Source organism: Streptomyces sp. NPDC002788 (assembly GCF_053592115.1).
In genome coordinates, this window is sequence record NZ_JBSFVB010000012.1 from 172,502 (window position 1) to 198,630 (window position 26,129).

General features: G+C 70.7%; 26 protein-coding genes and 1 pseudogene. 24 read left to right on the forward strand and 3 right to left on the reverse strand.

What is annotated here, in order from left to right:
- Positions 1–89: 89 nt before the first annotated feature.
- Genes ACWD1U_RS23105 through ACWD1U_RS23120 form a run of 4 tightly spaced genes read left to right on the forward strand, consistent with a single transcriptional unit; the run spans position 90 to position 5,252 of the window.
- Positions 90–2,369 carry an NB-ARC domain-containing protein gene (locus ACWD1U_RS23105; RefSeq protein WP_451110083.1) on the forward strand — a complete coding sequence of 760 codons (2,280 nt, stop codon included), beginning with the start codon at positions 90–92 and terminating at the stop codon, positions 2,367–2,369.
- Between the two features lie 47 nt (positions 2,370–2,416).
- The gene (locus tag ACWD1U_RS23110) at positions 2,417–3,193 is read left to right on the forward strand and encodes a cupin domain-containing protein (RefSeq protein WP_451110085.1); all 777 of its coding nucleotides are present in this window, start codon (positions 2,417–2,419) and stop codon (positions 3,191–3,193) included.
- Positions 3,190–3,840 (forward strand): D-sedoheptulose-7-phosphate isomerase, encoded by a 651-nt coding sequence (locus ACWD1U_RS23115; protein ID WP_451110087.1) that lies wholly within the window; start codon positions 3,190–3,192, stop codon positions 3,838–3,840. Before ACWD1U_RS23110 ends, ACWD1U_RS23115 begins: the two co-directional genes overlap by 4 nt.
- Positions 3,837–5,252 carry a glycosyltransferase gene (locus ACWD1U_RS23120; protein ID WP_451110088.1) on the forward strand — a complete coding sequence of 472 codons (1,416 nt, stop codon included), beginning with the start codon at positions 3,837–3,839 and terminating at the stop codon, positions 5,250–5,252. Before ACWD1U_RS23115 ends, ACWD1U_RS23120 begins: the two co-directional genes overlap by 4 nt.
- Before the next feature lie 143 nt (positions 5,253–5,395).
- Here the strand turns inward: ACWD1U_RS23120 and ACWD1U_RS23125 are convergent, their stop codons facing one another.
- The 3 genes from ACWD1U_RS23125 to ACWD1U_RS23135 form a co-directional block, all read right to left on the reverse strand.
- Positions 5,396–5,881 (reverse strand): hypothetical protein, encoded by a 486-nt coding sequence (locus ACWD1U_RS23125; protein WP_451110090.1) that lies wholly within the window; start codon positions 5,879–5,881, stop codon positions 5,396–5,398.
- Positions 5,878–6,420 (reverse strand): DUF4913 domain-containing protein, encoded by a 543-nt coding sequence (locus tag ACWD1U_RS23130; RefSeq protein ID WP_451110221.1) that lies wholly within the window; start codon positions 6,418–6,420, stop codon positions 5,878–5,880. Before ACWD1U_RS23130 ends, ACWD1U_RS23125 begins: the two co-directional genes overlap by 4 nt.
- Positions 6,421–6,670: 250 nt before the next feature.
- Positions 6,671–7,426 (reverse strand): DNA-methyltransferase, encoded by a 756-nt coding sequence (locus ACWD1U_RS23135; protein WP_112438327.1) that lies wholly within the window; start codon positions 7,424–7,426, stop codon positions 6,671–6,673.
- Between the two features lie 514 nt (positions 7,427–7,940).
- Between ACWD1U_RS23135 and ACWD1U_RS23140 the strand changes: the two genes are divergently transcribed.
- The 20 genes and pseudogenes from ACWD1U_RS23140 to ACWD1U_RS23235 all read left to right on the forward strand — a co-directional run bounded on the left by ACWD1U_RS23140 (position 7,941) and on the right by ACWD1U_RS23235 (position 26,125).
- Positions 7,941–9,071 carry a C40 family peptidase gene (locus tag ACWD1U_RS23140; protein ID WP_451110092.1) on the forward strand — a complete coding sequence of 377 codons (1,131 nt, stop codon included), beginning with the start codon at positions 7,941–7,943 and terminating at the stop codon, positions 9,069–9,071.
- 175 nt (positions 9,072–9,246) lie between these two features.
- Positions 9,247–9,612, forward strand: a complete 366-nt coding sequence (locus ACWD1U_RS23145) for a hypothetical protein (protein WP_451110093.1) — start codon at positions 9,247–9,249, stop codon at positions 9,610–9,612.
- Positions 9,613–9,828: 216 nt separating this feature from the next.
- Positions 9,829–10,143 (forward strand): DUF6112 family protein, encoded by a 315-nt coding sequence (locus ACWD1U_RS23150; RefSeq protein WP_451110094.1) that lies wholly within the window; start codon positions 9,829–9,831, stop codon positions 10,141–10,143.
- Entirely contained in the window at positions 10,143–10,835 is a 693-nt protein-coding gene (locus ACWD1U_RS23155; protein WP_451110096.1) for a hypothetical protein, read from the forward strand. The genes ACWD1U_RS23150 and ACWD1U_RS23155 overlap by 1 nt, the downstream gene beginning before the upstream one ends.
- A gap of 36 nt (positions 10,836–10,871) precedes the next feature.
- Positions 10,872–12,251 (forward strand): SCO6881 family protein, encoded by a 1,380-nt coding sequence (locus tag ACWD1U_RS23160; RefSeq protein ID WP_107454315.1) that lies wholly within the window; start codon positions 10,872–10,874, stop codon positions 12,249–12,251.
- Between the two features lie 81 nt (positions 12,252–12,332).
- On the forward strand, positions 12,333–13,805 hold the full coding sequence (locus ACWD1U_RS23165) for an SCO6880 family protein (protein WP_451110097.1): 1,473 nt from the start codon (positions 12,333–12,335) through the stop codon (positions 13,803–13,805).
- 100 nt (positions 13,806–13,905) lie between these two features.
- On the forward strand, positions 13,906–14,367 hold the full coding sequence (locus tag ACWD1U_RS23170) for a DUF6238 family protein (protein WP_451110099.1): 462 nt from the start codon (positions 13,906–13,908) through the stop codon (positions 14,365–14,367).
- Between the two features lie 797 nt (positions 14,368–15,164).
- The gene (locus ACWD1U_RS23175) at positions 15,165–15,428 is read left to right on the forward strand and encodes a hypothetical protein (RefSeq protein WP_451110101.1); all 264 of its coding nucleotides are present in this window, start codon (positions 15,165–15,167) and stop codon (positions 15,426–15,428) included.
- Positions 15,418–16,359, forward strand: coding sequence for a hypothetical protein (locus ACWD1U_RS23180; protein WP_451110103.1), 942 nt, complete (start codon positions 15,418–15,420; stop codon positions 16,357–16,359). Before ACWD1U_RS23175 ends, ACWD1U_RS23180 begins: the two co-directional genes overlap by 11 nt.
- A gap of 86 nt (positions 16,360–16,445) precedes the next feature.
- Positions 16,446–17,447 (forward strand): hypothetical protein, encoded by a 1,002-nt coding sequence (locus tag ACWD1U_RS23185; RefSeq protein WP_451110105.1) that lies wholly within the window; start codon positions 16,446–16,448, stop codon positions 17,445–17,447.
- Between the two features lie 163 nt (positions 17,448–17,610).
- On the forward strand, positions 17,611–17,796 hold the full coding sequence (locus tag ACWD1U_RS23190; protein ID WP_451110107.1) for a hypothetical protein: 186 nt from the start codon (positions 17,611–17,613) through the stop codon (positions 17,794–17,796).
- 29 nt (positions 17,797–17,825) lie between these two features.
- Positions 17,826–18,104: a hypothetical protein gene (locus ACWD1U_RS23195; protein ID WP_451110108.1), complete on the forward strand. Its 279-nt coding sequence runs from the start codon at positions 17,826–17,828 to the stop codon at positions 18,102–18,104.
- 48 nt (positions 18,105–18,152) lie between these two features.
- Complete coding sequence (locus ACWD1U_RS23200; RefSeq protein WP_451110223.1) at positions 18,153–18,896, forward strand: glycosyltransferase family 2 protein; 744 nt, start codon at positions 18,153–18,155, stop codon at positions 18,894–18,896.
- A gap of 303 nt (positions 18,897–19,199) precedes the next feature.
- Positions 19,200–19,658, forward strand: coding sequence for a hypothetical protein (locus tag ACWD1U_RS23205; protein ID WP_451110110.1), 459 nt, complete (start codon positions 19,200–19,202; stop codon positions 19,656–19,658).
- Positions 19,655–20,840: pseudogene (locus ACWD1U_RS23210) on the forward strand (hypothetical protein). The gene ACWD1U_RS23205 and the pseudogene ACWD1U_RS23210 overlap by 4 nt, the downstream one beginning before the upstream one ends.
- Positions 20,841–20,858: 18 nt before the next feature.
- Positions 20,859–22,127 (forward strand): MFS transporter, encoded by a 1,269-nt coding sequence (locus ACWD1U_RS23215; protein WP_451110112.1) that lies wholly within the window; start codon positions 20,859–20,861, stop codon positions 22,125–22,127.
- A 46-nt stretch (positions 22,128–22,173) separates the two neighbouring features.
- On the forward strand, positions 22,174–22,671 hold the full coding sequence (locus ACWD1U_RS23220; RefSeq protein WP_451110114.1) for a hypothetical protein: 498 nt from the start codon (positions 22,174–22,176) through the stop codon (positions 22,669–22,671).
- A gap of 99 nt (positions 22,672–22,770) precedes the next feature.
- Complete coding sequence (locus ACWD1U_RS23225) at positions 22,771–23,196, forward strand: hypothetical protein (protein WP_451110115.1); 426 nt, start codon at positions 22,771–22,773, stop codon at positions 23,194–23,196.
- Positions 23,193–24,038 carry a relaxase/mobilization nuclease gene (locus ACWD1U_RS23230; protein ID WP_451110116.1) on the forward strand — a complete coding sequence of 282 codons (846 nt, stop codon included), beginning with the start codon at positions 23,193–23,195 and terminating at the stop codon, positions 24,036–24,038. Before ACWD1U_RS23225 ends, ACWD1U_RS23230 begins: the two co-directional genes overlap by 4 nt.
- 854 nt (positions 24,039–24,892) lie before the next feature.
- Positions 24,893–26,125 carry an IS110 family transposase gene (locus tag ACWD1U_RS23235; protein ID WP_451110225.1) on the forward strand — a complete coding sequence of 411 codons (1,233 nt, stop codon included), beginning with the start codon at positions 24,893–24,895 and terminating at the stop codon, positions 26,123–26,125.
- Positions 26,126–26,129: the final 4 nt, after the last annotated feature.

Below are 26,129 nucleotides of genomic sequence, written 5' to 3' on the forward strand. Positions count from 1 at the left end.
CGCCAGCCGGGGCCGGTCCGTCCGCTTCGTCTGACTCCCCGCCAGGTGCGCCCGTCCCGCATCAGCTCCCGGCCGGCTTACCCGACTTCGTGGGCCGTGCCGACGAGATCGCCCTACTCAGCGCACCGGCCAGGCGGCGTGGCGGGCCCACGGCCGACATACGGGTGATCTGCGGGCCGGGCGGGATCGGCAAGACCTCGCTCATCATCCACGCCGTCGAACAGGTCATCGCAAGGTTCCCGGACGGCCAGCTCTACGTAGATCTCCAGGGCTACGGACCTCACCCCCTCACTGCACGGCACGTTCTCGGCGGCTGGCTGCGTGACCTAGGGATGGACGAACGCCGTATCCCGGCTGGCCTGATGGAACGCAGCCGCGAGTTCCGCTCAATCATGTCCGGCCGGCGTTCCGCGATCATCCTCGACAACGCGAACGGCGAGGAGCAGATCCGGCCCTTGCTGGTGGCCAGCGGACGGTGCGTCACCTTCATCTCCAGCCGCGACCCGCTGGGCGGGCTGGCCGCGAGCCTGCGCCTGCGACTGGACGGGCTGTCCGTGACGGAGTCGCTGGACCTGCTCTCCCGGGTCCTAGGCCGGGAGCGGATCGAGGAGGAGGCCGAGGCCGCCCGCCAGCTCTCCGACGTCGCCGGTGGTCTCCCGCTGGCACTGCGCGTGCTGAGCGGCCGGCTGGTGGACGGCTCCCAGCCCATCACCTCGTTCCTCGGGCGGCTTGCCCGGCAGCGCGCCGAGAACCGGCTGCTGTCCGAGTTGACGTTCGGCGATCTGAGTGTCGAGCAGAGTGTCGCGCTCAGCCGGGAGCATCTGACCGAACCCGCCCGCCATGCCTTCGACCTGCTGGGGCTGCATCCTGCAGACGAGTGGTCCAACTGGTCGGTGGCTGCACTGTGCGGCTGCTCCCTGATGGAGGCGCAGGAGCTGATGGGTGTCCTCAGCCGGGCCCAGCTGGTGCGGACGAGAGGGCTCCAGCCGTCCCGGTTCTATCTGCACGACCTGGTGCGGGAGTTCGCCCGGGAACAGGCCAAGCGGCAGTTGACCCGCAAGGACCGTGACGCAGCCATCGTCCGGCTCGCCTCGGCCTACCTGGCGATGGCGGACCTCGCTGACCGGGCCATTCATCCCTCTGGTGTGCGCCACCAGGGCCGGACCGACGCCCCTCGCCATCCGCTTGACGCGGAGAGCGAGCAGCTCGCGATCACCGACCCCTTCGGCTGGTTCCGGCTGGAGAGCGAGCCGCTGGCTGCGGTCGTCTCCCGATGCCGGGACATCGGGGCGTGGGAGCTGTGCTGGGAGTTGTCCGACGCGTGCAGCGTCGCCCTGGAGAACCTGCGTCTGTGGGACGTCGGCGCGCGCTGCGCGGAGACCGGTCTCGAAGCCGCCGAGCGGCTGGATGCCGACCGGGCGCGCGCCGCGGTGCTGCGCAACCTGGGGGAGATTGACCGTGAACTCGGGGCGAAGGACACCGCCGTCGAGCGGCTGGAACAGTCGGTGGACCTGTTCAAATCGCTGGACGACCCGTTCGGTGTCATCGACGCGAGCAGCAACCTGGGCCTGGTGCAGATGCGTTGGGGGGATCCGCAGGCCGCCCAGGAACGACTGCGGGAGGCACTGGACACGGCCCGGGGCATCGCGGACGCCCGGGGCGTGTCGTGGACGCTGGAGATCCTCGGTGAATGCGCTGCACTGCGCGGCGACACGGACACCGGAGTGCAGTGCCTGCGTGAGGCCACCGCGCTGTTCGAGGCCGCGGGCGAGCAGCGGGGGCAGGCGTTCGCCCTGTCGAACGAGGCGCTGCTCGCGCTGGACGACGCTGGCTGGACCCCCGGACCGTGCGTGGGCCCCGGCAGCGGCCGGACGCGGGACGCGTTGGAGGCGGAGGAGGCGGCCCGGGTAAGGGCGCTCCTAGACCGTGCGGACGGCGTCTTCCGCGAACTCGGTGATGTCCGCAACAGCGCGCTGGTGGCGGTGGCCCGGATCAGGGAGCGGATCGTCGCAGGCCGGGACCGCGAGGCGCGGGCGCTGTCGCGGACGGCCAAGCCGATGGAGGGCTTCGAACTGGACTGGCGGCTGCGCGGGCTCCTGGTGCACTGCGACGCGGTCCTCGACCACCGGCGCGGCGCGCGGATGTCCGCCGTACGCGGGTGTGAGCGCGCCCTCGTGCTGGTACAGCCGTTCGGCGACCGACTGTCGACGGCCGGTATCCGGCTGCACCTGGGCGTACTGGCCCAGGACGGCAGACGTCCCGCGGAGGCGAGCGGGCACTACCGAGCGGCCCGTGAGTTGTACCGCTCCCTGAGGAGGGAGGACGGCCTGCGGGTGTGCGCGCAGCGTCTCGCCCAAGTGGAGCCCTGAACTCTGACCGGACCGAGTCCCGTTCGCGAGTGAGCAGGAGAGTAACCATGCGCAGTTCCCCTTTCACGCCGGTGGCGAGCCGTGACCTGGTCGCCTCCGACACCGTCCGGCGCTACCTCTTCGTCGAACACCGACTGCGGCCGGACGGCGCCCTGACGTCGCGCCCCCCGTTCGCCGGATACCGCACGTTCCTCGTCTTCGCAGGGTCGGTCCGGCTGGTCCAGGGTGGAGGGGACCACGACCGGGTCCTCACCCCGTTGGAGGGCTGGCACGCCCCACCGGGCAGCGTCTTCGCATGCGCCGCAGCGGGCCCCGGGGACGCGCTGCTGCTGGAGGCCGGGTGCCTGCCGGAGAGGGCACGCCCAGTATGGCCGGACGCACCTGAGCCGTGTCACGATCTGAGCGACTACACCGTGACCAAGCCCTGGGGGTCCGAGGTCTGGTACACGCAGAACGCGCCAGACTGTGGCTACGTGGTGAAGCGCATCCGTATGGAGGCGGGGCACCGCTCCTCGCTCCAGTCGCACCGGCGCAAGACGGAGACGAACTACGTGGTGGACGGGGTGGCCGAGGTACTCAACGGGGTCCCTGCACCGGACGGCCCAGGCACCCCGGTCGCCGTACCGTCAGCCGCCTGGACCCGCCACACGGCGGGCACGTTCTGGACGTCACCGCCGGACACACTGCACCGGGTCGTCGCGGAGCAGGCGTACACGTCCGTGGAGGTCTCCACGACCGAACTCGACGACGTCGTGCGTTGGGCCGACGACACTGGACGAGCCGACGGGCGGATCACTGCGGAGCACCCGGGAGGGCGGGCATGACGGCGGACCGGGACATGGCCGCGGCCGTCCGGCTCTACCTGGACGAACAGCGCTGCGTCCTGGATCGGTTCCCGGCGCAGGACGTGGTTCGCACTGCGGAGGAACTGTTCCGCACCTACCGTGCGGGCGGGACGGTCTACGCCCTGGGTAACGGGGGCAACGCTGGCACGCTCGATCACGCGTATGCCGACTTCCGGGTACACCCCTTCGTCTCCGAGGACAAGTCGCGCCCAGTCTCCCCCGGGGTCCCGCGGCTGGACTTCGTGAACCTGTGCGGCTCCGCGGCGGAACTGACCGCGCTGGTGAATGACGTGGGGTCCGACCTCATGTTCGCCTCTCAGCTCGCGGGCCGTGCGGGACTCGACGACTTCGTCATGGCCTATTCCGGCAGCGGGAACTCCCCGAACGTGCTTCGAGCGCTGGAGGTGGCGCGGTCGGCCGGTGCCCAAACCTTCGCTATGACCAAGGGCTCGGGTGGACGCTGCCGGGAGTTGGCGGACATCTGCCTGGTGGTGCCTGGCACCTCGCGCTTCCCTGGGCAGACCGGGGCAAATGACAATAACTTCCACTTCGAGGACGCAATCTTGTCGGTGAACCACATGCTGGTCGGTCTCCTCAAGGAGCGGGTGCAGGAGGCGGCCGGGTGAGCGCCGTGGCCGAGGGCGGGCTGACGCTCCAGCCGACGCCGCTGCCGTTCGACCTCGCCGGCTTCGAGGCACTCATTGGCCCTGAGCGCACGGCGCGGCTGCACACCGCTGCGGCGGCGCTCCGTGAATCCTTGGGCGGCGGAACCCTGTGGCACGTCAACTCCACCGGCGCGGGCGGCGGCGTCGCGGAGATGCTGCACACGCTGCTGCCCCTGTACCGGATGCTGGGGCTGCGGGCACGGTGGGCGGTCGTCGGCGGCGACACCGGTTTCTTCACGCTAACCAAGCGGCTCGGGCTCGCACTGTACGGCAGTACGGGCGACGGCGGTCAGCTGGGACCGGCCGAACGCGATGCCTATCTCGCCGCCCTGGGCGGGCCGGGCGAGAGGCTTGCCAGCCTCGTCCGGCCCGGGGACGTCGTTTTGCTGCACGACCACCAGACGGCGGGACTGGTGCCCCGGCTGACCCGGCGGGGAGTACGGGTGTACTGGCGGTGTCATGTCGGCGTCGACCGGCCGAGCGAGGTGTCCGACCGGGCCTGGAACCTGCTCGCCCCACTCCTGGACGGCGCGCACGGCACCCTCTTCTCGGTGCCGTGGCACATCCCAGACCGGCTGCAGAACGGACGCGCGGCGGTCCTGGCGCCGTTCATCGCGCCGTTCTCCGCTAAGAATCGCCCACTGGACCAGGCCACGGTCCGGCGTGCCCTGGTCCGCTGCGGTCTGCGGCTGGCTGGCGGCACCCCAGCGGGCCCGGACGGCGGCAGCCCGCCCGCCCAGGTGACCGGCGAAGCGCCGCCCGACCCCGAAGAGCCTCTGATCACCCAGGTCTCCCGCTGGGACCGGCTCAAGGACATGCACGGGGTGCTGGCCGCGGTGACAGACCATGTGGCGGACGGCCACCTCGCGTTAGTCGGTCCCGACCCGCTGGGCGTGCCCGACGACACCGAGCAGGCCCTGTGGTTCGAGCGCTGCCGCACCGCGTGGCTGCGGCTTGCACCCGCCCAGCGCAGGAGGGTCACGCTGGTCTGTCTGCCGATGGATGATCTGGTATACAACGCGCTGCTGGTCAACGCAGTCCAGCGGGCTTCCACGGTGGTCCTGCAGAAGAGCCTCGCCGAAGGGTTCGGGCTTACCGTCACGGAGGCGATGTGGAAGGCACGGACGGTCGTGGCCGCGGGTGTCGGCGGCATCCGGGCCCAGGTCACCCACGGACGGACCGGGCTACTCGTAGACGACCCCCACGACCTGCCGGGTTTCGCGGACCTGGTGATCTCGGCTCTGCACGGCGGCATGGACACCGACGCCCTGGGTGAGCGGGCCCGGCAGCGGGTACGCGCGGATTTCCTACCCGACACCGAGATCCACACTATGGCCCGGCTCCTCAAGGGGGGTGCTCACGAGAGGGGGTGACGCACGGCGCCGTTGAACGGCGGCCGCCGCCCTCTGTCGATGCCGTGCCCGGTGGCGGCTTCAAGGCGATGGTCGAGCGGGGAGACCGCACGCCGGGAGGGTGTCGGCGCGGGTTCAGGGGGCATAGGCGACGCTCCGTGCGTTCAACGGGTGGGATAGTGCGCGGGGTTCGGTGCTGGACGGGGCAGACCCGGCGTAGCGGTGGGCTGCGGACCGGGCGGGAGCGCGGGCGCGCGGGCGGCCAGTTGCGGGGAACGGGAGCGTGCCGCGTGGGTGCGGGCGCTCAGCGGCCGGCGAGTCATGCCCAGACGGCGGCCGACCTCGTCGTAGACGTCGTTGCCCGCGCGCGGCCGGATCGCGACGACGTGGATCTCCTTGCGGTGGGCGGACTCCGCGGGCGCCGGCCGGACGGCGTAGACGACGCGCCAGTCCTTGCGGGAGTCCACGAACAGCTTTCGACAGCCCTCCAGGTCACCGTCGAGGCGCAGCCCGAAGCGCTGCGCGTTCACGACTTCCTGCAGGTAGGCAAGGGTGAGGTCGCGTATGTCGCTGGGGGCCTGGAGGAGATCGGTCAGCGCGCGCGGATCGAAGCTCAGTCCGAAGGCGGGCTGTCCCTGTCCCGCGGTCATGACGCAGGCTCGTCCTGGTCAGCGGCTTCCGCCGTGGCCGCCGTCTCCGTCCGTACGGACGGCGGCGGACCGGGCAGGAGACGGTGTGCGGGCCGGTCGGGAGAGGTCATGCAGGCCGACAGCGGGCCGCCGGGTGCGCGGATCGCCGCGACGGCGTGGGTGAGGAAGTCCCGGTGCCACACGAACAGACCGGAGAGCCCGGCTTCGGGGTCCTTGTGCTGCTGGTAGGCGAGCCACAAGGCATGGAGCCAGGCCACGACGTCGTCGTGCTCCTGCCACTGCAGGCACCAGGGCGCCGCGGTGGTGACCTCCGCCCCGTAGACCGGGAGGAAGAAGTCGTCGACCCAGTCGGACAGGGCGTCGAGTTCGTCCTCGCGTTCCTCTCCGTCCAGTTCCAGGATCGGGCGGGGCTCCGGTGGAGCGGCGGCCGGCGGGCCGCCGAGTCCCGACATGCCGAACGCGGCGAACGGTGATCCACTCGGCGACGGGGCGGACGCCAGGTGGTCGAGCTGCTGAGCCTGTTGCGCCGACTGCTCCATGAGCCGCCGCACGCTCGCCTCGATTCCCTCCAGCTGTGGATCCGGAATACGAATCGACTCCAACTCCCCCTCAATGGCAGGTTTTGCGGATTCGGGCATTGAGAAGTTCGGCCTCCTACGAGACGCGGAATGAGGGAAGTGCGGGGGCGCCCTCGCGCGGCGCCGCCAACCGATTGCACGTTCCTCCGGCGGTATTTCGCCAACGGCTGCGGTGGGAGCCGGTCGCCTTGGCGACGGGCAAGGACGCGGCTCAGGCGGTGAGAACCACGTCGTCCTGCGTGAGGGTTGCGCGGATCGTCTCGGTGAGCCGGTCGGCCGCGATCGACGCGTAGTGCTCGGTCTTCTCCACGCCGATGAAGTCCCGGCCTTCCAACAGGGCGGCCACCCCCGTGGAGCCGGAGCCGGCGCAGAAGTCGAGGACCGTGCCGCCCTCGGGGCTGATCTTGACCAGCTCGCGCATCACCTCGACCGGCTTCTGCGTAATGTGCTGGCGCTTCGCGCCAGAGGGCTGCGAAGCCGAGTACATGCCAGGCAGATAGACGGGGTTGCGGGAGCCATCGATCGGCCCCTTGCTGGCCCAGACGATGAACTCGCAGTTCTGGGTGAACCGGCCCTTCTGGGGCCTGGCCTGCGGCTTGTGCCAGGCCAGGACACCGCGCCACAGCCATCCGGCCGCCTGGATCGCGTCCGTCGTCGTCGGGAGCTGGCGCCAGTCGGTGAACAACAGGGCCGTCCCGCCGGTCTTGGTGAGGCGGTGAGCCTCGGTCATGATCTGCGTCAGCCAGAACGAGTAGGACCTCTGGTCCATGTTCTCGCCGGTGAAGTCGGCGAGGTCGTTCTTGGCGTCGGCCGAGGTGTACTTCTGCTTCGCGGAGCGCGTGGTGCGCTCCTTCGCGGTCCGCCCTCCGCTGTTGTACGGCGGGTCGGTGATGACAGAGTCGACGCAGCCGTCCGGAAGGCCGGAGAGAACGGCCAGAGCGTCGCCCTGGTGAAGGGAAAAAGGCAAAGAGGAACCCCGATTCGGGTGCGGAAACGCGGAGGGAAATAGCCCCCTCGCGCAGGAGTCCTCGCGGGCCGGAAGTGGGCATGCAGAAGCCCAGGGCCGCAGACCGAGGAGGGCGAGGGGGAGTCCAAAAACTGTAGATGCGAAACCGCCGACGACCAAGAAGTGCCCTGCCGAGATATCGGTTTCCGGCACCTCACGCCGACTTTTTGGTCAACCGCCGATCCGCGCCTACTGTTTTTGAACCGCCCGGCGCACACCGCCGCTGGCCACTCCCCTGCCACACCTCACGGAGGTACCCCTTGCCCCGGCACACCTAGCTCACGGCCCGGCCACACGGAGCGAGCGGCAACTCGCCCCGCACCGGCCCGTCCCGATCGCCCACCCCGGCTGCCGCGCCCTTCCGAGACGCCTCGCGCACGCAGTACGCCGGACACCTCACCCCCAAGGACACGTTCATGACGTCTCGCTACCCACCCATGCCCGAAACCGCTGACCGGCGAGCGGTCCGCTCGGATTGAAGGGGCTCGCCGCCGGCATCGGCGTCGTCTTCCTCTCCCCGATCCTGATCGCTGGCACCGGCATGATGCTGGCCTCCTCGGCCGACGCCGTGCAGCGCAGCAGCTCCTTCAGCAGCTGCCTGAGCGACATCGACAGCGACAAGGTCGCCGAACAGGTCGCCAAGATCCTCGACGGCGCCTCCGGCAAGGACGTGCACGTCGATGGCCTGGACCTGCCCGCCGAGCAGGTCCCCAACGCCCAGACGATCGTGGCCGCCGGCCTCTCCCTCGACGTCCCCAAGAAGGGACAGATCATCGCGCTCGCCACGGCGATGCAGGAGAGCCGACTGCGCAACCTCGCCTACGGCGACCGCGACTCCCTCGGCCTCTTCCAGCAGCGCCCTTCCCAGGGCTGGGGCAGCGCCGAGCAGATCCGCGACCCCACCTACGCGAGCGAGCAGTTCTACAAGCACTTGCTCAAAGTGAGCGGGTGGCAGCAGATGACCGTCACTCGGGCCGCCCAAGCCGTGCAGAAGTCCGGCCTGCCAGACGCGTACGCGCAGTGGGAAGAGCTCGCCACCGCGCTGCAGGCCGCCATCGCCAAGACCTTCCCCGGCGGCGGTGACGCGGAGGGCAAGGGCACAGACCAGGACAAGAAGCCGTCGACCAGTACGACCGGCTGCGCGCCGAGCGAGGACGGTTCCGGCTTCGGCCGCATCCCCGAGGGGAGCATCCCGAAGGGCTACTCGGTCCCCAAGGACGCCCATCCGAGGGCCCGTAAGGCCATCACGTGGGCGATGCAGCAGCTCGGCACGCTCTACCAGTGGGGCGGCTCCTGTACGAACTCGCACGGCCCCGACCCCATGGGCCGCTGCGACTGCTCCAGCCTGATGCAGCAGGCGTACGCGCATGCCGGCGTCACGCTCACCCGCACCACGTACACGCAGGTCAACGAGGGCAAGGCGGTTTCGCCCTCCCAACTTGAGCCCGGGGACCTGATCTTCAGCCGGGGCACCGCCGCACGGCCCGAGCATGTCGGCATGTACATGGGCGAGGGCCTCGTGATCGAGGCGCCACGCACCACCAAGCCGGTCCGGATCACCCCGATCAAGGACTGGACGATCCTCGCCGTCCGCCGCGTCATCTGATCCCGTCAGCCCGCAGGCCCGTGAGCCGCCGTCACGAGGACCTCCCCGGTGGTCTGCCCGATTAGCTGGGCTCGGTGGCCAGCTTCCCATCTCTCTCGATCGCTTCGCCCGACGGCCGCCCAGCAGGACGAGCCGACGGCCCACTCCCTATCCCCCAACCCCCCGGAGCATCCACGTGACAATCCACTCACGCGTCCGGCGCGCCCTCGCGGCCAGCTCGATCGGCCTCGCAGTTGCGGCCGGCGGCCTAGCCAGCGCCTCCACAGCCCAGGCGTACGACACCGGCCACACGACGGTCTCGTGCAAGGCGGTCAAGGTCCGCAAGGATCCTTCGAAGAACTCCACCGTCGTGGGCATCGCCTATCGGCACGACAAGGTCGCCTATAACCAGTTCGCGTACAAGCGCGCAGAGAAGACCTGGTACACCCGCGGCGCGGTGACCCGGAAGTCCGACGGCAAGAAGATCCGCGGATACATGATCTACAACTGCGCCAACCCGTACGAGTCGAACCCGGCGCCGAAGCGGTCGATCCCGAAGTAGCACGCCCCGACAGCCCTCCCTGGCCCCGAGCCTAAAAAGCGGTCTCGAAGCCGCGCCCCGGCCCGAGGAGTGGCCTCTCCCCGCCTCTGCCCGAGGTCGGTCCGGGCAGGGCACCGCCGGGGCCACTTCTGCGCTCCGAGCGCACCTCCCCCTCCGATTTCCCCCTTCCCGCCGGCCTTCGCCTGGCCCGCGTATGCAAGGAGCCCTGCCACACCTATGTCCGTCCCTCTCGCAGACCGCCTCATCCAGCTTGCCTACGACCCAGGAATCTCACCCAAAGGCGGCGGACTGCCCGGGCTGAGTGTGCTGAAGAACGTCGTCAACAGCATCAACATGTTCGGGATCATCGCCGTCGTCGGTGCCCTCGCTGTCTCGCTCGGCGTATGGGCCTGGGGTCACCACACCGGTGGTCACCAGGCCGAGGCCAACGGTAAGAAGGGCGCGGTCGTGGCCGCCGGCGCTGCCCTCGGGTTGGGCGCCGCGAACGGAATCGTGGCCTTCTTCTCCGGCCTGGGGTCGCAGGTCCATTGATGCGGAAACGATCCCCCTCCCTTTCGCTGTCCTCGTACGGCTCGGGCTGGTCGGCCAACCGGCGCATCGCGATCGTCACCTGCGTAGTCGCAGTCCTGCTCGCCATCGCCGGGATCGTCGCCCTGCTGACCGGCGGTGGGAACAGCCACCAGGCCCCGGACGAGGCCCGGCCTGCCCCGGCTGACAGCCCGTCCTCCACCGAGGCCGCCCCGAAGCCGTCCTCCGGATCCGGGTCAGTTCCCAATCCCCCGCAGATCGCCGAACCGGTCGCCTACGCCAAGGCGGCGGCCCGGATGCTGTGGTCCTACGACACCCGCGACACCAGCCGCGACCAGCAGCTCGCCGGCATGCGCGCCTGGATGACCACCGAGCCCAAGTACGCCGACTGGGCCTCGGTCTCCGGCCAGGTTCCCGATCCAGTGCTGTGGTCGCGGATGGCCGACCAGGACCAGCACGCCACCGCCAGCGTCACCGAGGGCCACTACCCGTCCGCCTTCAAGGCGGCCCTGGCCGACGACCCGTCCGCGATCACCGAGGCGTACATCTACGTCGTCACCGTCAACGGCAAGCAGACGCTCAGCTGGAAGAAGGGCGGCGGAGGGGCCGAGGAACGTGCCGTGACCCTCGCCGTCCAGTGCCGCCCGAACCACGACTGCACCCTGGCCGCCATCGCACCGAGCGTCACGCAGTGACCCGCGCCTGACACAAGAATGGAGGAGTAACTCCCCGTGGGTTTCTGTGATTTCCCCCTGGCAGACAAGCTGTGCGCCGTCGGTGACGCGGTCGACTTCGCCTCGGACCCCGCCAAGGCCATGGGCGACTGGATGGCGAAGTCCGCCGGTGAACTGGCAGCCGCCGCAGCCGACCTGGCGGCCGAGGCAGTCAACACCACGACCAAGGTCGACCTGAACGCCGGGTGGTTCCGGGACAACTACGAGATGTTGCTGCCGCTTGGCCTGGTTCTGCTGGTCGCGACGTTCTGCGCGCAGCTGGTCCGAGCCGCCGTCAGGCGCGACGGACAAGCCCTGACACAAGCGTTCACCGGCACCATGTCGGGCGTCCTGTTCGCCTTCTGCGCCATCGCCCTGACCACGGTCGCCGTCGAAGTGGTCGACGCCCTGTCTGCCGGCCTGTTCAAGACAGCGAACCTGAACATCGAGTCGGCTGTGCGCCGCATCGTGAAGGTCGGCCAGATCCCGGGCCTGTCCGCACTGGGCTGGCTCGTGGCGGCAGTCGCCGGTCTCGGCGCCGCCATCGGCGCGTTCCTCTACTGGTGCGTGATGATGGTCCGCAAGGTCGGCATCCTCGTCATGGTCACCCTGGCCGTCTTCGCCTCCGCCGGCGGTGGCTGGGAGGTCGCGCGCCGCTGGCGCAGGGGCTGGATCGAAGCCACCGCCACCCTCGTAGTCTCCAAGCTGCTGATGACCGTGATCTTCGTGCTCGGTATCGCCGCCATGGGCAAGACCGAGACCAGCGATGGTATCGCCGCTTTGGCCGACGTGATGTCCGGCATCGTGATCATGATTCTGGTGTTGCTGTGCCCGTACGCCGTCTTCAAATTCGTGCACTGGGCAGCCGAAGGCACCGACGGCGAGTCCATCCACCGGGCCGGTGGCGCTGGGGCCCAGATGGCCAAGGCTCACGCCGAGAAGGCCGCCCGTAAGACCGCCGCCGCTGCGGCCACCGCCGGAACCGGTGGCGCTGCCGCCGGAGCAGGCGCCGCAGCGCTGGGCAGTGAGGCTGCTGCCGGAGGCGGTTTCCCTGGCGACATCGCCGCCAACCCGACCGGCGGAGGCGGAGAGGGCAAGGAGGGATCGCAGAGCGGCGGAACGGGTTCCTCGCCCGGCGGCGACGCGGTCAAGTCCGGCTTGGAGAAGGCCGTCCAGCCCGCGCCGACGAGCGTGTCCGACGACACCAGCGGCCAGGTGGGCGGCAGTCCGGGGCCTGGCGGATCCGGCGCGAGCGCCGCGTCTGGGCAAAGCGGCGGATGGCAGTCCACTCCGCCGACCACAACCCCGCCGCCGCAGGGCGCACCCCCGCCCTCCGGCGCGCAGAATGCCCCGTCCAGCGGGGCCAGCGGACCCCCGCCGCCTCCGACCGGCCTCTGATTCCCTGACCAACCCCCGGGGGCGGGATGTGCACGCGCCCTCCCGCCCCCGGGTTCCACCCGCGCCTCCAGGACCCGCCCCTTGACTGATCTCTCCGTCGCCCCGGTCACGGTGAAGTTCCCGCACCGGAGCCGCCGCGGCATCCTCCTCGGCCTCTCCCTGCCCCAACTCGTACTCGTCTCCTGCATGCTGGCCCTGCTGCTGATGACGGTGATCTCCACCGGGCTGCTCGGCGCCGTCGCCCTGGCACCGCTGTGGGCGGCATCCGGGGCACTCGTCGCGATCCGCCGGCACGGCCGCTCCCTGATCGACTGGGCGCCGATCGTCACCCGGTATGCGCACCGTCGCCGCACCGGCCAGACCCTCTGGCTCGCTCGGCCCGTCACCCGGCCCCGGCAGGACGGCGTCCTCCATCTGCCCGGAACCGCCGCCTCCCTCAAGGTGGTCACCCCCGGCGACTCCGCCAACGGTGCCGCAGCCGTCCACGACCCGCACCAGCAGACCCTGACCGCCATCGCCCGCGTCACCAGCCGCGCCTTCGCCCTCCTCGACCCCGCCACCCAGAACCACAACGTGAACAGCTGGGGACGCGCACTCGCGGGCATCGCCCGCACCGGGCACATCGCCACCGTGCAGGTGCTGGAACGCACCGTCCCCGACTCGGGCGACACCCTCACCCGCCACTGGACCCACAACGGGCAGCCCCAGACCCCCGTCGCCGGACAGCTCTACTCCGAGCTGGTCTCCTCTGCCGGCCCCGCCGCCGCCCCGCACGAGACCTACCTCGCCATCTCACTCGACCTCAAGGCCGCCCGGCGCCTGATCAACCAGGCCGGCGGAGGGCTGCCCGGGGCGTTCACCGTCATGGAGCAGACCACCGCGTCCATCGCGCAGGCCGCCCGCAACGCAGGTCTCCAGGTCACCGGCTGGCTGAGCGCACGGGAAATCGCCGCCGTCATTCGCACCGCCTACGACCCCAAGGCCCTCGCCGCGCTCCAGCAATGGTCCGAGACCGGCCGCGCCGAAGCCGACCCCGCAGCCGCCGGTCCCGTCGTCCAGTTCGAGGAGTACGACCGCCTCGCCACCGACAGCGCACGGCACGCGACGTACTGGGTGGAGAACTGGCCGAGGACCGAGATGGGGGCCGGGTTCCTGCACGGGCTGATGTTCACGGCCGGCGTGCGCCGCAGCCTCTCCCTCATATACGTGCCGCAGGGGCTCGAGTCGGCACTGCGGGACGTCCAGCGCAAGAAGGCCGCGATCATCGCCGACGCCAACGAACGCGCCCGCCGCGGGCAGGTCGATTCCGAAGAGGACTCCGTCGAGTACGCCGACGTCAAAACCCGCGAACGCCAGCTCATCGCCGGACACGCGGACGTCGCACTGACCGGCCTGGTCACCGTCACCGCCGAGACCGACGCCCTCCTGGACGCCGCCTGCGCACAGATCGAGACCCACGCCGTCACCTCCGGCGTCGACCTCCGACGGCTCAACTACCAGCAGCCCGACGCCTTCGCCCTCACCGCGCTCCCGCTTGCCCGCACCGCCTTGTGAACCAGCCGCGCCCGTGCGCACCCCGACCCACCGCACTCCGGATCACCCGCGACGGGACGCCCCTCACTGCCCTGCCTACCGGCAGGAAGGACCACCACCTTTGACCTCTCCTACGCCCCCCGACGACGCGCACCCCTACCTCCGCGCCGCGAGCTCCGGCATCCGCCACCACGCACGGACCCTAGCGCCGTCGGACGCGGACCCGCCCAAGCCCGGAAATCGTCTGCACCTTGACGCGCTGCACGCCCACCTCACCGCTCTGCTCCAGCTTCTGGACCGGCTCGCCGACAACACCCGGCCCCCGCACCCAACAGCCGGACGTCACCTGGCCACCGCCCACACCAGGCTCTGGCAGGCCACCAGCGAAGTCCACGCCGCCTTCCACCTGCTGCCCGGCACACCCCAGGCCGACGCCGAGACAAGCACCTGCTATCCAGAACGGCTCCCCGAGGGCCCGCCCGTGCTGACGATCTGCCAACGCCACCTCACCGCCGGACACGTAGTCCGCCGCAAAACCACCCCCACCGACCTCCGCCCGCACACCACGGCCTGCATGCGATGAGCACCACCCGCAGAATCGAGGGCCCCCGATGAGCCACCGGCCCGCCCGTCGCGCCCGCCGCGCGTCCGCCAGCCCGCTGTTCACCCCCCACGGCACCGACCGCGCCAGCCGCAAGGCCGCCCGCCGCCAGCTCGCCGAGTATCGTGCAGCACCTCCTGCACAGCCACGAACTGGCGCTCTTCGACACCGACGCCCGCATGCACTGAAAGCAGGAGCCCATGAGTTCCAACCCACGTCGCGAGCTGATACCCCGCAACGCCACTCTCCACCTGACCGACTCTCTCGACGCCCTGCAGTCCAGACTCCGCTCCGCCGCCGAACAGACACACCTGCTGGACGACGAGGCCGAGTGCCCGCCACGCCGCCCTACGCCGAACTGCTGCAGCACGCCGCCGAGGCACAGGCCCTCTCCCGCGACATCCTCCACCTGACAGCCGACTTCGCCCGCCGCAGCCACAGCACCACCCGCGCCGGCACCGTCGTCCTCGCCCACCTCGCGACGGCCGCCATATCGAGCCACGCCGTACCCGCCTTCGCCGAGACAGCGGAGATCGCCCTCTCCCTGCCCCGCTCCGCAGGCCCGACCGACCGGCAGCACTCGGAGAACCGGATGGTCATCGACCACGCCACAGCACGCGCCTACCTGCGCCGCTCCTCGGACTCACTCCGCCGCGCAGCCAAGAACTCAACGACCACCTCGACATCCACCGCTTCTTCCGCCCATCTCCCCCGCAGCAAAGCCCGACGCCTCCACCACCCGGGCCGAGCGGTCGCCACCGATAGCCCCGAGCCCGATCATGACCGCAAGGAGCCCCCTGAACCGCCCCGCACACTTCAGCGACGCCGACTGGGCCGACTACCAGCAGTGTCAGGCCGATCACGACGACCTCATGGCGCAGACCGTCGACCGCGAAGCCCAGTCGGAACATGACCTGATCGCCGTCTACGACGAGTACGCAGTCGACCTCACTCCGGGTCCGAAGCCGGAAGCCGACCTCGCTCGCCGGGCGCCTCCGCCCCGTCGGACATCAGCGTCCCGCAGGAGAAGCCGTGGCCGCTGACGAAGCGAACACCTCAGATGCCCGCACAGCTCCCCTCGCGCCGATTCCCGACCACCGCAACGTGCCCACACCGTGGTGGCAGGAGCTGTGGCGTCGCCACGCACACGTCATCACGCCGCTGCGGGCACGCGGACTGCAGTGCGACATCGAGTTCGGCCTCAGCACCTACAACGTGCGCGTCTCGCTCCCCGACGGCAGCTACCTGGTCATCAGTCCGCCGCAGGAACCGTCCTCCGAGCGACCGCCCGGAGACCCGGAGGGCTGGATCGCGACTCACGAGCACCCCGACGACCAGACGCTGTTCGAGGTCCTCTACGACTCAGCTCCCTCCGACGACCCCGGTGCTCCCCAGCGGCCCGAAGCCCGCCACGGCGGCAGCGCCCAACCCCTGATCGAGGCGATCGACCACCGCCTCGCCCAGCTCGGGCTGCTACCACACCCCGTCTTGCCCCACGAAAGCCCACACGTGCACCCACCCCAACCGGCACCCCCGCCCGAGCCCCGGGATGTCCCTGGCACACCACACCGCGGCCCCGTCTACGTCTACGGCGACGCGCTGCGCGATCTGACCGACCGGCTCAACGGAGCCGAGTCACATGCGGATGCCGCTGCCCTGCTGCACCAGATCCTGGAACCCTCCGACGGCCTGCTGACGCAGCTCGGCGAGTTCTTCGAAGCAGCCGGGGAGAAGGCCAAGGAAGCCGAGGAGGACGACGGCTTCGACCTGTCCTACGACCTCGCCGACGCCGCCGCCGAGATCCGCAACCTCGCAGAGGTCCTGCATGTGGCCGAGGACCGCATGCGGGCCCTCACTCCGCTCGCGCTGGCACCGCGACTGCCCTCTATCCCGGCCAATGCGTCGTCCCTTCCCCCACGGGCCCTCCCGCCGGCATCGCCGAAAGCCGCCCCAACCGCCAGACGCACGCCCTGATTCCTTCCCCCCTGCGAACCCTTGGAGCCTCCATCCGCACTGCCCGCCGTACCCTGCCGCTGTTCGTCGGCGCCGCCTGCCTCGCCTTGGCCCTCACCGGCTGCTCCGGCGAAGACGGCCCCGCCCAGGCCCGGCAGACGCCCAGCACCAGCACCGCCCCGAAGCCCGTGCCCGCTCTCAGCGCCGCCCAGGCCCGTGACGTCATCACCCGCTATTCCGAGATCAACAACGAGGCCAACGCCGAACGGGACCGGCGCCTGCTCGACACGGTCGAGGACGGGCCGCTGTACGCAATGTCCCTCTCGGACTACACCGAGACCGAAGGGCTTCCCGCCAAGGACCGCAAGCCGTACAAGGCGTGGTCCTACGACATCACCAGCGCCAAGCTGTACATCCCGCGCCTGGCCGACGGGCAGGAAGGCTGGTTCGCTGCCGCGCTCTCCAGCGAGAAGGGCAAGGCCCCCTCGCGACTGGCCGTGTTCGCCGAACGGCCCCAGCACGAGCGCTGGGAGATGGTGTCCGTCGTTGACCTCGACAGCCAGAAGCTGCCCGATGTCGCCCTCGACCGTGAGGGATACGCGACGGCCGTCGCCGCCAACGACAACAAGCACCTAGCCGCCGACGCCGACGTTCTGCGTACTGCCGTGCTGGACAACTTCGCCACCGGAGGCACGAACAGCGGAAGCAAGGTCTTCGCGCCGACCAAGGCCAGCAAGCAGCAGATCAAGGTCCACGACGAGACCGGCACCCGCTTCGGTAACCAGGGCACCACCGTCTTCGACGGAGCCGACAACCGCTACAACGACGCCTACGCCCTCAAGACGGCAGACGGCGGCGCGCTGATCCTTTTCTCCCACACGCACACCCAGACCGACTCCGTCGCGCACTCCGGCCTGCAGATCAACCCCGGCAAGGACGACCGGGCCTGGCTTCACGACGTGCCCCGCACCTCCATCCGCTACACATTCGTGTGCAACGACGCCGCCACCGTCCCCGCGAAGGCCGAGCCCTCCCGCCTGATCGGCTACACCTGCGCGCGTACCGACGCCTCCGGCCCTCCGGTCCCGTCCTGGTCCGACCGCGCGTAGACGCACCCGCGCGCCACCGTGACGGCCGCCGAACCTCCCCCGCACCCCGCTCGCTCCGGAGCATCCCCTGTCCACACGCTCCTTCATCGCCCGCCCCACCCGCGGTACGGGGTACACGGGCATCCACATCCACCTCGACGGCGTACCCAGCCACCACCTCCCCTTGCTCCTGGCCGCCTACCAGTACAAGTTCGGACGCAACATCGAGGCCATGTCACGGCACCTCATCGACGACGTCGCCGTCGGCTGGGACGAACTCGGCACCGATCTCCTCGACGACGCCCCGCCCGCACTCGTGACCGCGCTGACCGGCGGCGAACACAGGCTCAGCCGAACCTCGACCACCTGATCGCCCCGGACGGCTCACCCCCGGTACGCATGTCGGTCACCGACACGACCGCCGACGAGCAGGACATGCAGTGGGGGTACGTCCTGCACAAGGAGGGCGTCGAGGTGATCAGCTTCCTGCGCGAGGACATCGGCCCGATCGTGAGCTGGTCCATCGACCCGCGCACCGCCTTCAACGACCACCCGGCGGCCTGGTCCTCCCTCGACTCCCCGCCCGCCATCCGGGCATCGCGCGGCAGGCAGCCCCAGAGCGCTCCTGCCGCAGCCCTGGCGAAGGCCGGCACCCGGCGCCCCGCCGCCCGACGCTAGTTCCCCCTCGTCTTCCCGGAGCCTTCTCTGCCCCCGTACAACACGCCCCTGATCAGCGTCGTCATCGCAAGCCGCCTGCGCGAAGACCGGCTGGACTACCTGACCGCCATGCACGCCAGCCTCACCCGGCAGTCCGTGCCGTGGGAGGCCGTGACCGCGCTCGACGGTGCTTCGCCCGACCGTCTGCCGGCCCCGCTCGCGCAGGACCCGCGCGTTCGCACGCTGGCGCTGCCCCGTCCAGTCGGCGCCGCCTGCGCCAGGAACCTGGCCCTCGCTCACGTACGCACCCCGTACACCAACTGGGCCGACGACGATGACCTGTTCACCGACGATGCTATGGCCGTACGGCTGAACACCCTGGAGTCGACGAGAGTCGGCTGGTGCGCCGGCTGGAGCGAGGACCAGCACCCGGACGGTTCGACCACTCTGTGGCGCTGCCCCACGCCGCCCGGCCGGCACGAGGCCGGTGACGTGTGGACGTACTGGAAGTCGCCGACGGACACCATCCCCATCGGGCCGACCACCATCCTCGCCCGCACCGACCTCGTGCGCGCCGCGCCGATGGGCGGCCTCGTCCAGGGCGAGGACTACTGCGCGGCCCTCGGCGTCACCGCTCTCGCCCCCGGCATCCTGCTGCCAGTACCCGTGTACAGGTACCGCAAGTGGGACGGGCAGATGACGGCCCAGGTCGGATACGACCGGCTGGAGGCAGCTGCCCGGGAGCACGCCTGGGCGTACGGCCGCAGCCTGCGCGCCGTCCTGCGCGGTGGCGAAAACCTGGTCCGTGGCTGAGGCGCAGATCGTCCTGTTGCACAGCCGGGAGTCCGGGATCGTCACGATCGCCTCGGGCGAGCAGTACTGGTGGGCGCATACGGCCCTTCCGCGCCGGAGCAGGAGCGCCGAGCACGCGCATGGCCAGCCATCGACAAGTGGCTCGCCGACGACGAAACGTTCTTTCGTCAGGCCCGCATCAACGCACCCCATCGTCGCCCGGCCCTGGCCGTCACCGCGCCAGCCCGCCCCCTCACCGCGGCCCGGCCCGCGCACCGCGGCCCCTGACCCTTCCGCCCACGCCCCGAGGAGAACCCCGCCCCCTTGCGACCCGGCACCCACTTCGCCTTCGGCGACCACGAGGAACACGGCTTCGTGGCCTCCTTCACCGCCGCCCTGCCCGCGCACCTCGCCCACTGGTACCTGGAGCGCGAGCAGTTCGAGCCCGTTCCCGGAGAACCGGGCCTGTACCGGCTCATCGAGCCCGAGCGCGACGGAGTCCGCCGCACCCGCCAGGCCGTCCACGACCTGCGCCGCCACGGCTACACCGTGCAGGCCGACATCCGCCTCGAGCCGTCCCTCTCGGCCGACCCGCCGCGCCCCGTCCGGCCCAACGGACTCCAGGAGCGCCGCAGCCGGCTCACCCAGGCCGCCGCCGGCCGGACGACGCAGCGCTCCGCATCGCCCACCACCTCCCCGCCAGCGGCCCGGCCGATCCCGCCGAAGCCCACGTACGCTCCGACCGTCCATTTGACGGCCGCGACCGGCGGGCGGTCACGATGACACCCGCGAGCAGCCCGGCCCCCGACGACCCCTTGCCGACAGCTCCCGAACTGGCAAACCGGGCACGCGACTTCCGCTTGCGAATGGCGGTCATCGACAGCGAGACCGAGGCCGCGCTCGACATGACACGCGACCGCTACGGCCGTACCGTCCACGTGGGCGCCGCCGCAGCCGCACGAGCCCACCGTGACAAGGCGGCGGTGGAGGCGTACGCCACCCACCTCGCCCCGCACGCCGAGGCTCTCCTCGATGCCGCCCGACTCGTGCTCGACGAGCTGCCACCCGCCCGGCACCTGACCGGGTGGCCGTCCTGGACGGCCTGGCTGCCTCCGCCGCCGAACTCCGCCGAGCCCTCGACTGGCCGGCCGCGCCCGGCTCCCCCGCCGAACGCACTCAGCACGCGGCCTTGTGGCCGCACTTCACGGCTTGGGCGGACCACAGCTCTATCGCCAGCAACCTCGCCGACCAGCGCGCTGGCCAGCACCACAAGGCTCCGCTGACCGACGAAGAGCAGCAGATGTGGACCGAGAGGGCCCAGGCCGCGCAGCGGCGCGGCGAGCTGGAGCTGACCGAGTCGTGGTATACCGCCGACGGACAGCCGATCACCCTCGCTTACCTGGTCGAGGACAACAACTCGACGGTGGTCGCGCTGCGCGGCGACCCGGGCGTACCGGGCTGGCAGGTGATCGGGCACTACGCCCACGAGCATGAGGCGGGCAAGTCCCTGCCCGCTCCGGTCCCGCCCGGCATCCTGCGCGCGGACGTCTCCCGGTTCAACCGCCCGGCACCGGCCCCGGATGTGTCCCTGCAGGAACTCATCCGCGACGTCGTCGAAGGCCACAGTGCCGGTGACGCCTCGAATGCTCTCCTCGGAACCGTCCAGCGCGGCTACGCCGCCGGCCCGATGGTCCGCCTGCAGGAACTTCTGGAGACGAGCAGCCAGTTCGCCAGCGCCCTGGAGACCGTGCAGGGCCGCCAGATCGCCGCCCGCCTCTCAGCGTTTGGACGGCAGATCGAGTTCCTCACCCGTGAAGTCGAAGAGGCAGCCGAAGACCTCGGCGCGACCGTCGCCGTCCTGCCCCCGCACCGCACCCCGTGCTACGCGCCTGCCCGCGCCCGGCCGTGGACACCACCCCGCCCACGCCGCCACCCCGCGCCAGCACGACCGCCCGCCACCGCTAGACCCCGAGAAAGCACCCGTTGTCCCCGACCGCACCCCCGGCCCCGGCACCGCGCATCACCTACGGCGCGGTGCTGGGCAGCCCGTACGTCGCCCGCCTCCTCGGCGGCACCCTCACCGGCCGACTCCCCAACGGCATGGCGCCCGCCGCCATCCTCCTGTGGGCCACCACGAGCGGCAGCAGCATCGCCTTCGGCGGACTGCTCAGCGCCCTGTACGGGCTGTCCTCCTCGGTGGTGCAGCCCGTCAAGGGACGCCTCATGGACCGCCACGGCCAGATGGCGGTGCATCTTCCGGCCGCCGTGCTCAACTCGGCTCTCCTGGTGACCCTTCCGCTGACGGGACCGTACGGCGGACCGGGCCTCGCCACGGCCCTCGTCGTCGCCGCCGGCCTGACCACCCCGTCCCTGGAGGCCGGGCTGCGGGCCCTGTGGCCCAGCGTGCTGCCCGACGTCCGCCTTCGACACGCCGCGCTCGCCCTCGACACCGGTACGCAGGGCCTCCTGTACATCGTCGGCCCCCTGCTCGTCGCCGCCCTCGCCTCCGCGTACAACCCCAGCGTCGCGCTCACCGTCACCGCCGTCCTCGGCCTGGTCGGCACCATCGTGGTCGTCCTCGCTCCGCCATCGCGACGCTGGCGATCGACACCGGCAGTCGGCACCCGGCACGGTCCCGTTGGACGGCTGAACAGCCCCGGCCTGCTGCTCCTGCTCGTCTCGCTCACCGGCATCGGGTTCGCGATCGGGGCCATGAACGTGTGGTCGATCGCCATAGCCGAGCACCACGAACAGGACATGCTCTCGGGCATCATCCCCGCCGCGTTCTCCACCGGCAGCTTCCTGGGCGGCCTCGTCTACGGGCGCCGCACCTGGAGTCGGACCACCGCCGACCGGCTGATCATCGCCAGCGCCGCGTTCCTCGCCGGATGGCTCCCTCTCGCGGCCCTGCCTGCGCCCTTCGCGGCCACCGCCGCGGTCGCCGTGCCTGGTGCGTTCCTGACCATCGTGGTCGCCTGCGCCTACGTGACCACCGATGCCCTCGCCCCTGCGGGCCGGACCAGCGAGGCGTATGCGTGGCTGATCCTCTCGATCGGCGTCGGGCAGTCCGCCGGTACCGCCCTGGCCGGACGCCTCGCCGAGCAGACGCTCGCCAGCGCGGCGCTCCCCGCCGCCGGTGCGGCCTTCGCCCTCGCCGTCCTTCTCGCCGCGCGCCGACAGCTCCGCCCCGCCGGGCACCGGCCGCGCGGCCGACACCGCCGCCCACTCCGAGGCCGGCACAAGACGTCCTGATCAGGGCACGCCCCCACCTTTCCAACCCCTTTGAGGAGATCGAATTATGGCCGTGCGTACGCACTGGACCGTGGAGCACGCCTGCTCCCACAGCGTGGATCATGATCTGTCCAATCGTCCTGCCGACAAGCGGGCGGGCTTTGCCCGTTGGCTCGCGTCAAAGGACTGCACCGACTGCTGGAAGGCGGCGCGCGACGCCGACTCCGAGTCCAAGGAGGAATGGCTCGCGACCAAGCGGGCCGAGGAGCAGGAGGCAGCCGTCGCGTGGGCCAAGCAGTTCTACATGCCGCAGTTGGAGGGCCCGGAGAAGGCCCTGGGCTGGGGCGAGCGCTCCCGCCACCAGCTGATGACGGCCGCGCACACCGCGCTCGTCATCGAGGGCACTTGGGACGAGGCGGACTGGGCGGAGCTGGAGGAGAAGGCCCGCTCCGTCACCCGTGCCGGATGGTGGATCGACCAGCGGGACGCCGAAGGCACTGACCTGCACGAACTCCTCGACGCGGCCAGTGAGGCGGACCGCGGGACGGAGAACCCGTTCCGCTGACGGCGGGGCAACATAGCCGGGAAACGCCGGTTAGCCAAACCGGCGTTCCTCCGGACTATTGATGCTCCCACCCCGCCAGCCATCGCGTGGAAGGAACTCATGTCCCAGCCCCCGTCCGTCTCGGCGTTCGCACCGACGCCCGACCCGCTCACCCCCGACCGGGACATCACCTACGCCCATTTCCAGGCCGGTGACACCATCGTCGTCCTGAAGGGGGTGGCCGGCGGAGAACTGTGGGGCGACGCGATGCGCGTCGTGGCCCCTTCCTGGCACACCCCGACCGACGAGGACGGGTGGCGGCTGCGGGATGCGACCGGCGGCGCCCAGTCCTACGTCACCGCCCACCCTCGCTACCTCGTGCACCTCTCACGCCGCTGCCCTGACTGCCTGATCTATCTACGGGCCATGGAGGACTCCCTCCTCGCACGGTTCGCTGACCGCGACGAGCTGATCGACTGCGGCTGGTATACCACCACCGCCCTGGGCCAGCTCGTGCACATCGCCGACATCCGGGGCGGCCGGTGATCCCCCGCCTGCACGAGCGGACCCACCGGCCCCACGACCCGCTCGAAGAGGCGCTGGGGCGGCCGGTCTCACCGAACGAGGGCCTGACGGAGCACACGATCATCGCCCACTGGCCCGGCCGGGATTACTTCACCCTGGACGACGAGCAGAGGATCTGGACGTCCGTCCAGTGGGCCGAGCACCTCGAAGGCCCCTACCTGGAGCATCCGTTCGCCGCCAGCCCCGACGACGACCGGCGGGCGATCCTCCACCTCGACATCCGCCTTCACCCGGATGACCGGGAACTGACAGGACCGGAGTGGGCCGAGGTCGCTCAACGGCTCGCACGAGCCGCCGGCATCGAGATCCCCGGCAAGGAACATGGCTGCCGGTGGATCGCCGTTCAGGCCCAGCCCGGCCGCCTCGACCTGATCGCCAACCTGATCCACCTCGACGGCGCGTGGCACGCTCTTCCCGCGGACAATCTGCGGCGCCTGGCACAGGAGGCGCGTCGCATCGAACAGGACCTCCACCTGGTCCCTGTCCGATCCGACCCCCCTTCGCGGCCTGCTGTCCGCGCGGCGCTCACGGCGTCGGCCCAGCTCGCGACCATCCTCACGCAGCTCGCCGACGAACAGGCCGGCCCGCTGGCCGCGGTACGCGGACTCGTCGAGCACACCTCGCACCGGATCGCCCGCCAGCCGGGAGCAGCCAGCGCCGATACGGCACACCGCCTGGAGCTGATTGCCCGCCGCCTCTACGCCATCCAGCAGGACCTGGACACCACCGCAGACCGCCTGGTCCAGCCCCGCGCCGTCCCGGCCCCGGATGCCGTCCGGCACAACGCCCACCGATCGCCGTAGGAGAAACGTCTCCTTGCCCCGCACCGACCGCTTCCTGGACATCCGCCGCGACCCGCACTCCGACGAACTCCTCGCCCGCGGCGGCGACTCCGAGGCGCACAGCATCCTAATCCGGAGTTAAGAGCGGTCCGGAGGGGACATGAGCCCAGCCGACTGTTCGAGTGGTGGTGGTCGTGCGGGCGCCGGGATGATGCCTACTCACACCCCGTTCCCGCTGAGGACTGCTGTGAGACCGAGCGCGCCCTGGCGCCTCCCCGGCCACCACCACGCTGCCCTTACGGGTGGCGGCGCTCACGGGTGCCGGACGGACACCCAACAGCATCCTGGCCGCGATGCCTCGCTGGAGACTGGTGGCGTCCGGCGCCTCCGTGGCAGCCGTCGCTGGACCGCGCGAGGGCACGGTGGTGGCGGTCCTGTGGGTACCGGACGGATGCCTGCTTCCCGCCGGGCGCTCGACGCCTTCCGTCAGACAGTGCGGCGTCCGGGGCCTTCACGGCCGTCACCACCAGCGGTAATGCAGGTGTTGGCGCCCGTCGGCGCTGGACGGACGCTTGACGTCCCTCCGGGCACGCGATGCCTACCGAAAGATCGGCGGCGTCCAGCGTCGCCGGGCGTCAACACCCCTCGAAAGATCACTCGTTGGTGTTGGTGGTGCGAGCCCGCTCCACGGTGACCTCTTGTGAAGCCCGAGCCGTTCGAGCTCCGGCATAGACCGGGGCCCGTGGGACGAGCTGGCGCCACGAACGGCTACTGAGGTGGCGGACCGGCCATGAGGCTGAGTCCTGGGATTAGGTCGCCGCGTGGTTCCGCACGAGCTCGCGACCAGCAAGAACAGTACGACGGAGGGGAAAGAGTTGATCTACTGCGGCATCGACTGGGCCGAGCGGACGCACGACGTCGCCCTGGTCGACGACAGTGGCCAGTTACTGGCCAAGCGGCACATCATCGACGACGCGGCCGGCTACAAGATCCTGCTGGATCTGCTCGCCGAGTACGGCGACACCGAGGAGAACCCGATCCCCGTCGCGATCGAGACCTCCCGCGGACTGCTGGTCGCGGTGCTGCGGACCGGCAAACGGCAGGTGTTCGCGATCAACCCGATGGCCGCCGCCCGCTACCGGGACCGCCACAGCGTCTCCCGCAAGAAGTCCGACCCTGGCGACGCCCTGGTCCTGGCCAACATTCTGCGCACCGACATGCACGCCCACCGGCCGTTGCCGCAGGACAGCGACCTGGCCCGCGTGGTCGCCGTGCTCGCCCGAGCCCAGCAGGACGCCACCTGGAACCGGCAGCAGATCTCCAACCAGCTGCGCTCGCTGCTGCGGGAGTACTACCCCTCCGCGCTGGCCGCCTTCGAGTCCTGGCGCAACGGTCTGTGCCGGCCGGAGGCCCACGAACTCCTCAGGGCGGCTCCGACACCGACGCGAGCCGCGCAGCTGACGCGCACGCAGCTGCAGGCGGCTCTGAGGCGAGCCGGCCGCCAACGCGGCATTACAGCCGAGGCCGACCGGCTCCGGGCGGTTTTCCGTGCCGACTGGGCACACCAGCCGTCGCTGGTCGAGGACGCGCTCGGCAAGCAGATGCTCGCGCTCCTGGTCCAGCTCCAGGCAGCCTGCACCGCCGCCGACGACCTGGCCAAGGCGGTCGAAGAGGCTTTCCCTCAGCATCCGGACGCTGAAATCATCCTCAGCTTTCCCGGCCTCGGCGTCCAGATCGGTGCCCGGGTGCTCGCCGAGATCGGAGACGACCGCACCCGGTTCGCCGACGCCCGCGGCCTGAAGGCGTACGCCGGTGCCTCACCCATCACCAGGGCTTCAGGCAAGAAGTCGAGCATCACCCGCCGGTGGGTGAAGAACGACCGCCTCAACCACGCCGGTTACTTATGGGCCTTCTCCGCCATCACCGCCTCACCAGGCGCCAAAGCCCACTACCGCAGGCGCCGCGACAACCACGGAGACTGGCACGCTGCCGCGCAGAGGAACCTCTTCAACCGCATGCTCGGACAGCTCTACCACTGTCTCCAGCACGGACAGGTCTTCGACGAGGCCGTCGCCTTCCCCACCGCAACCGAGGCTCTCGCGGCATGAGATC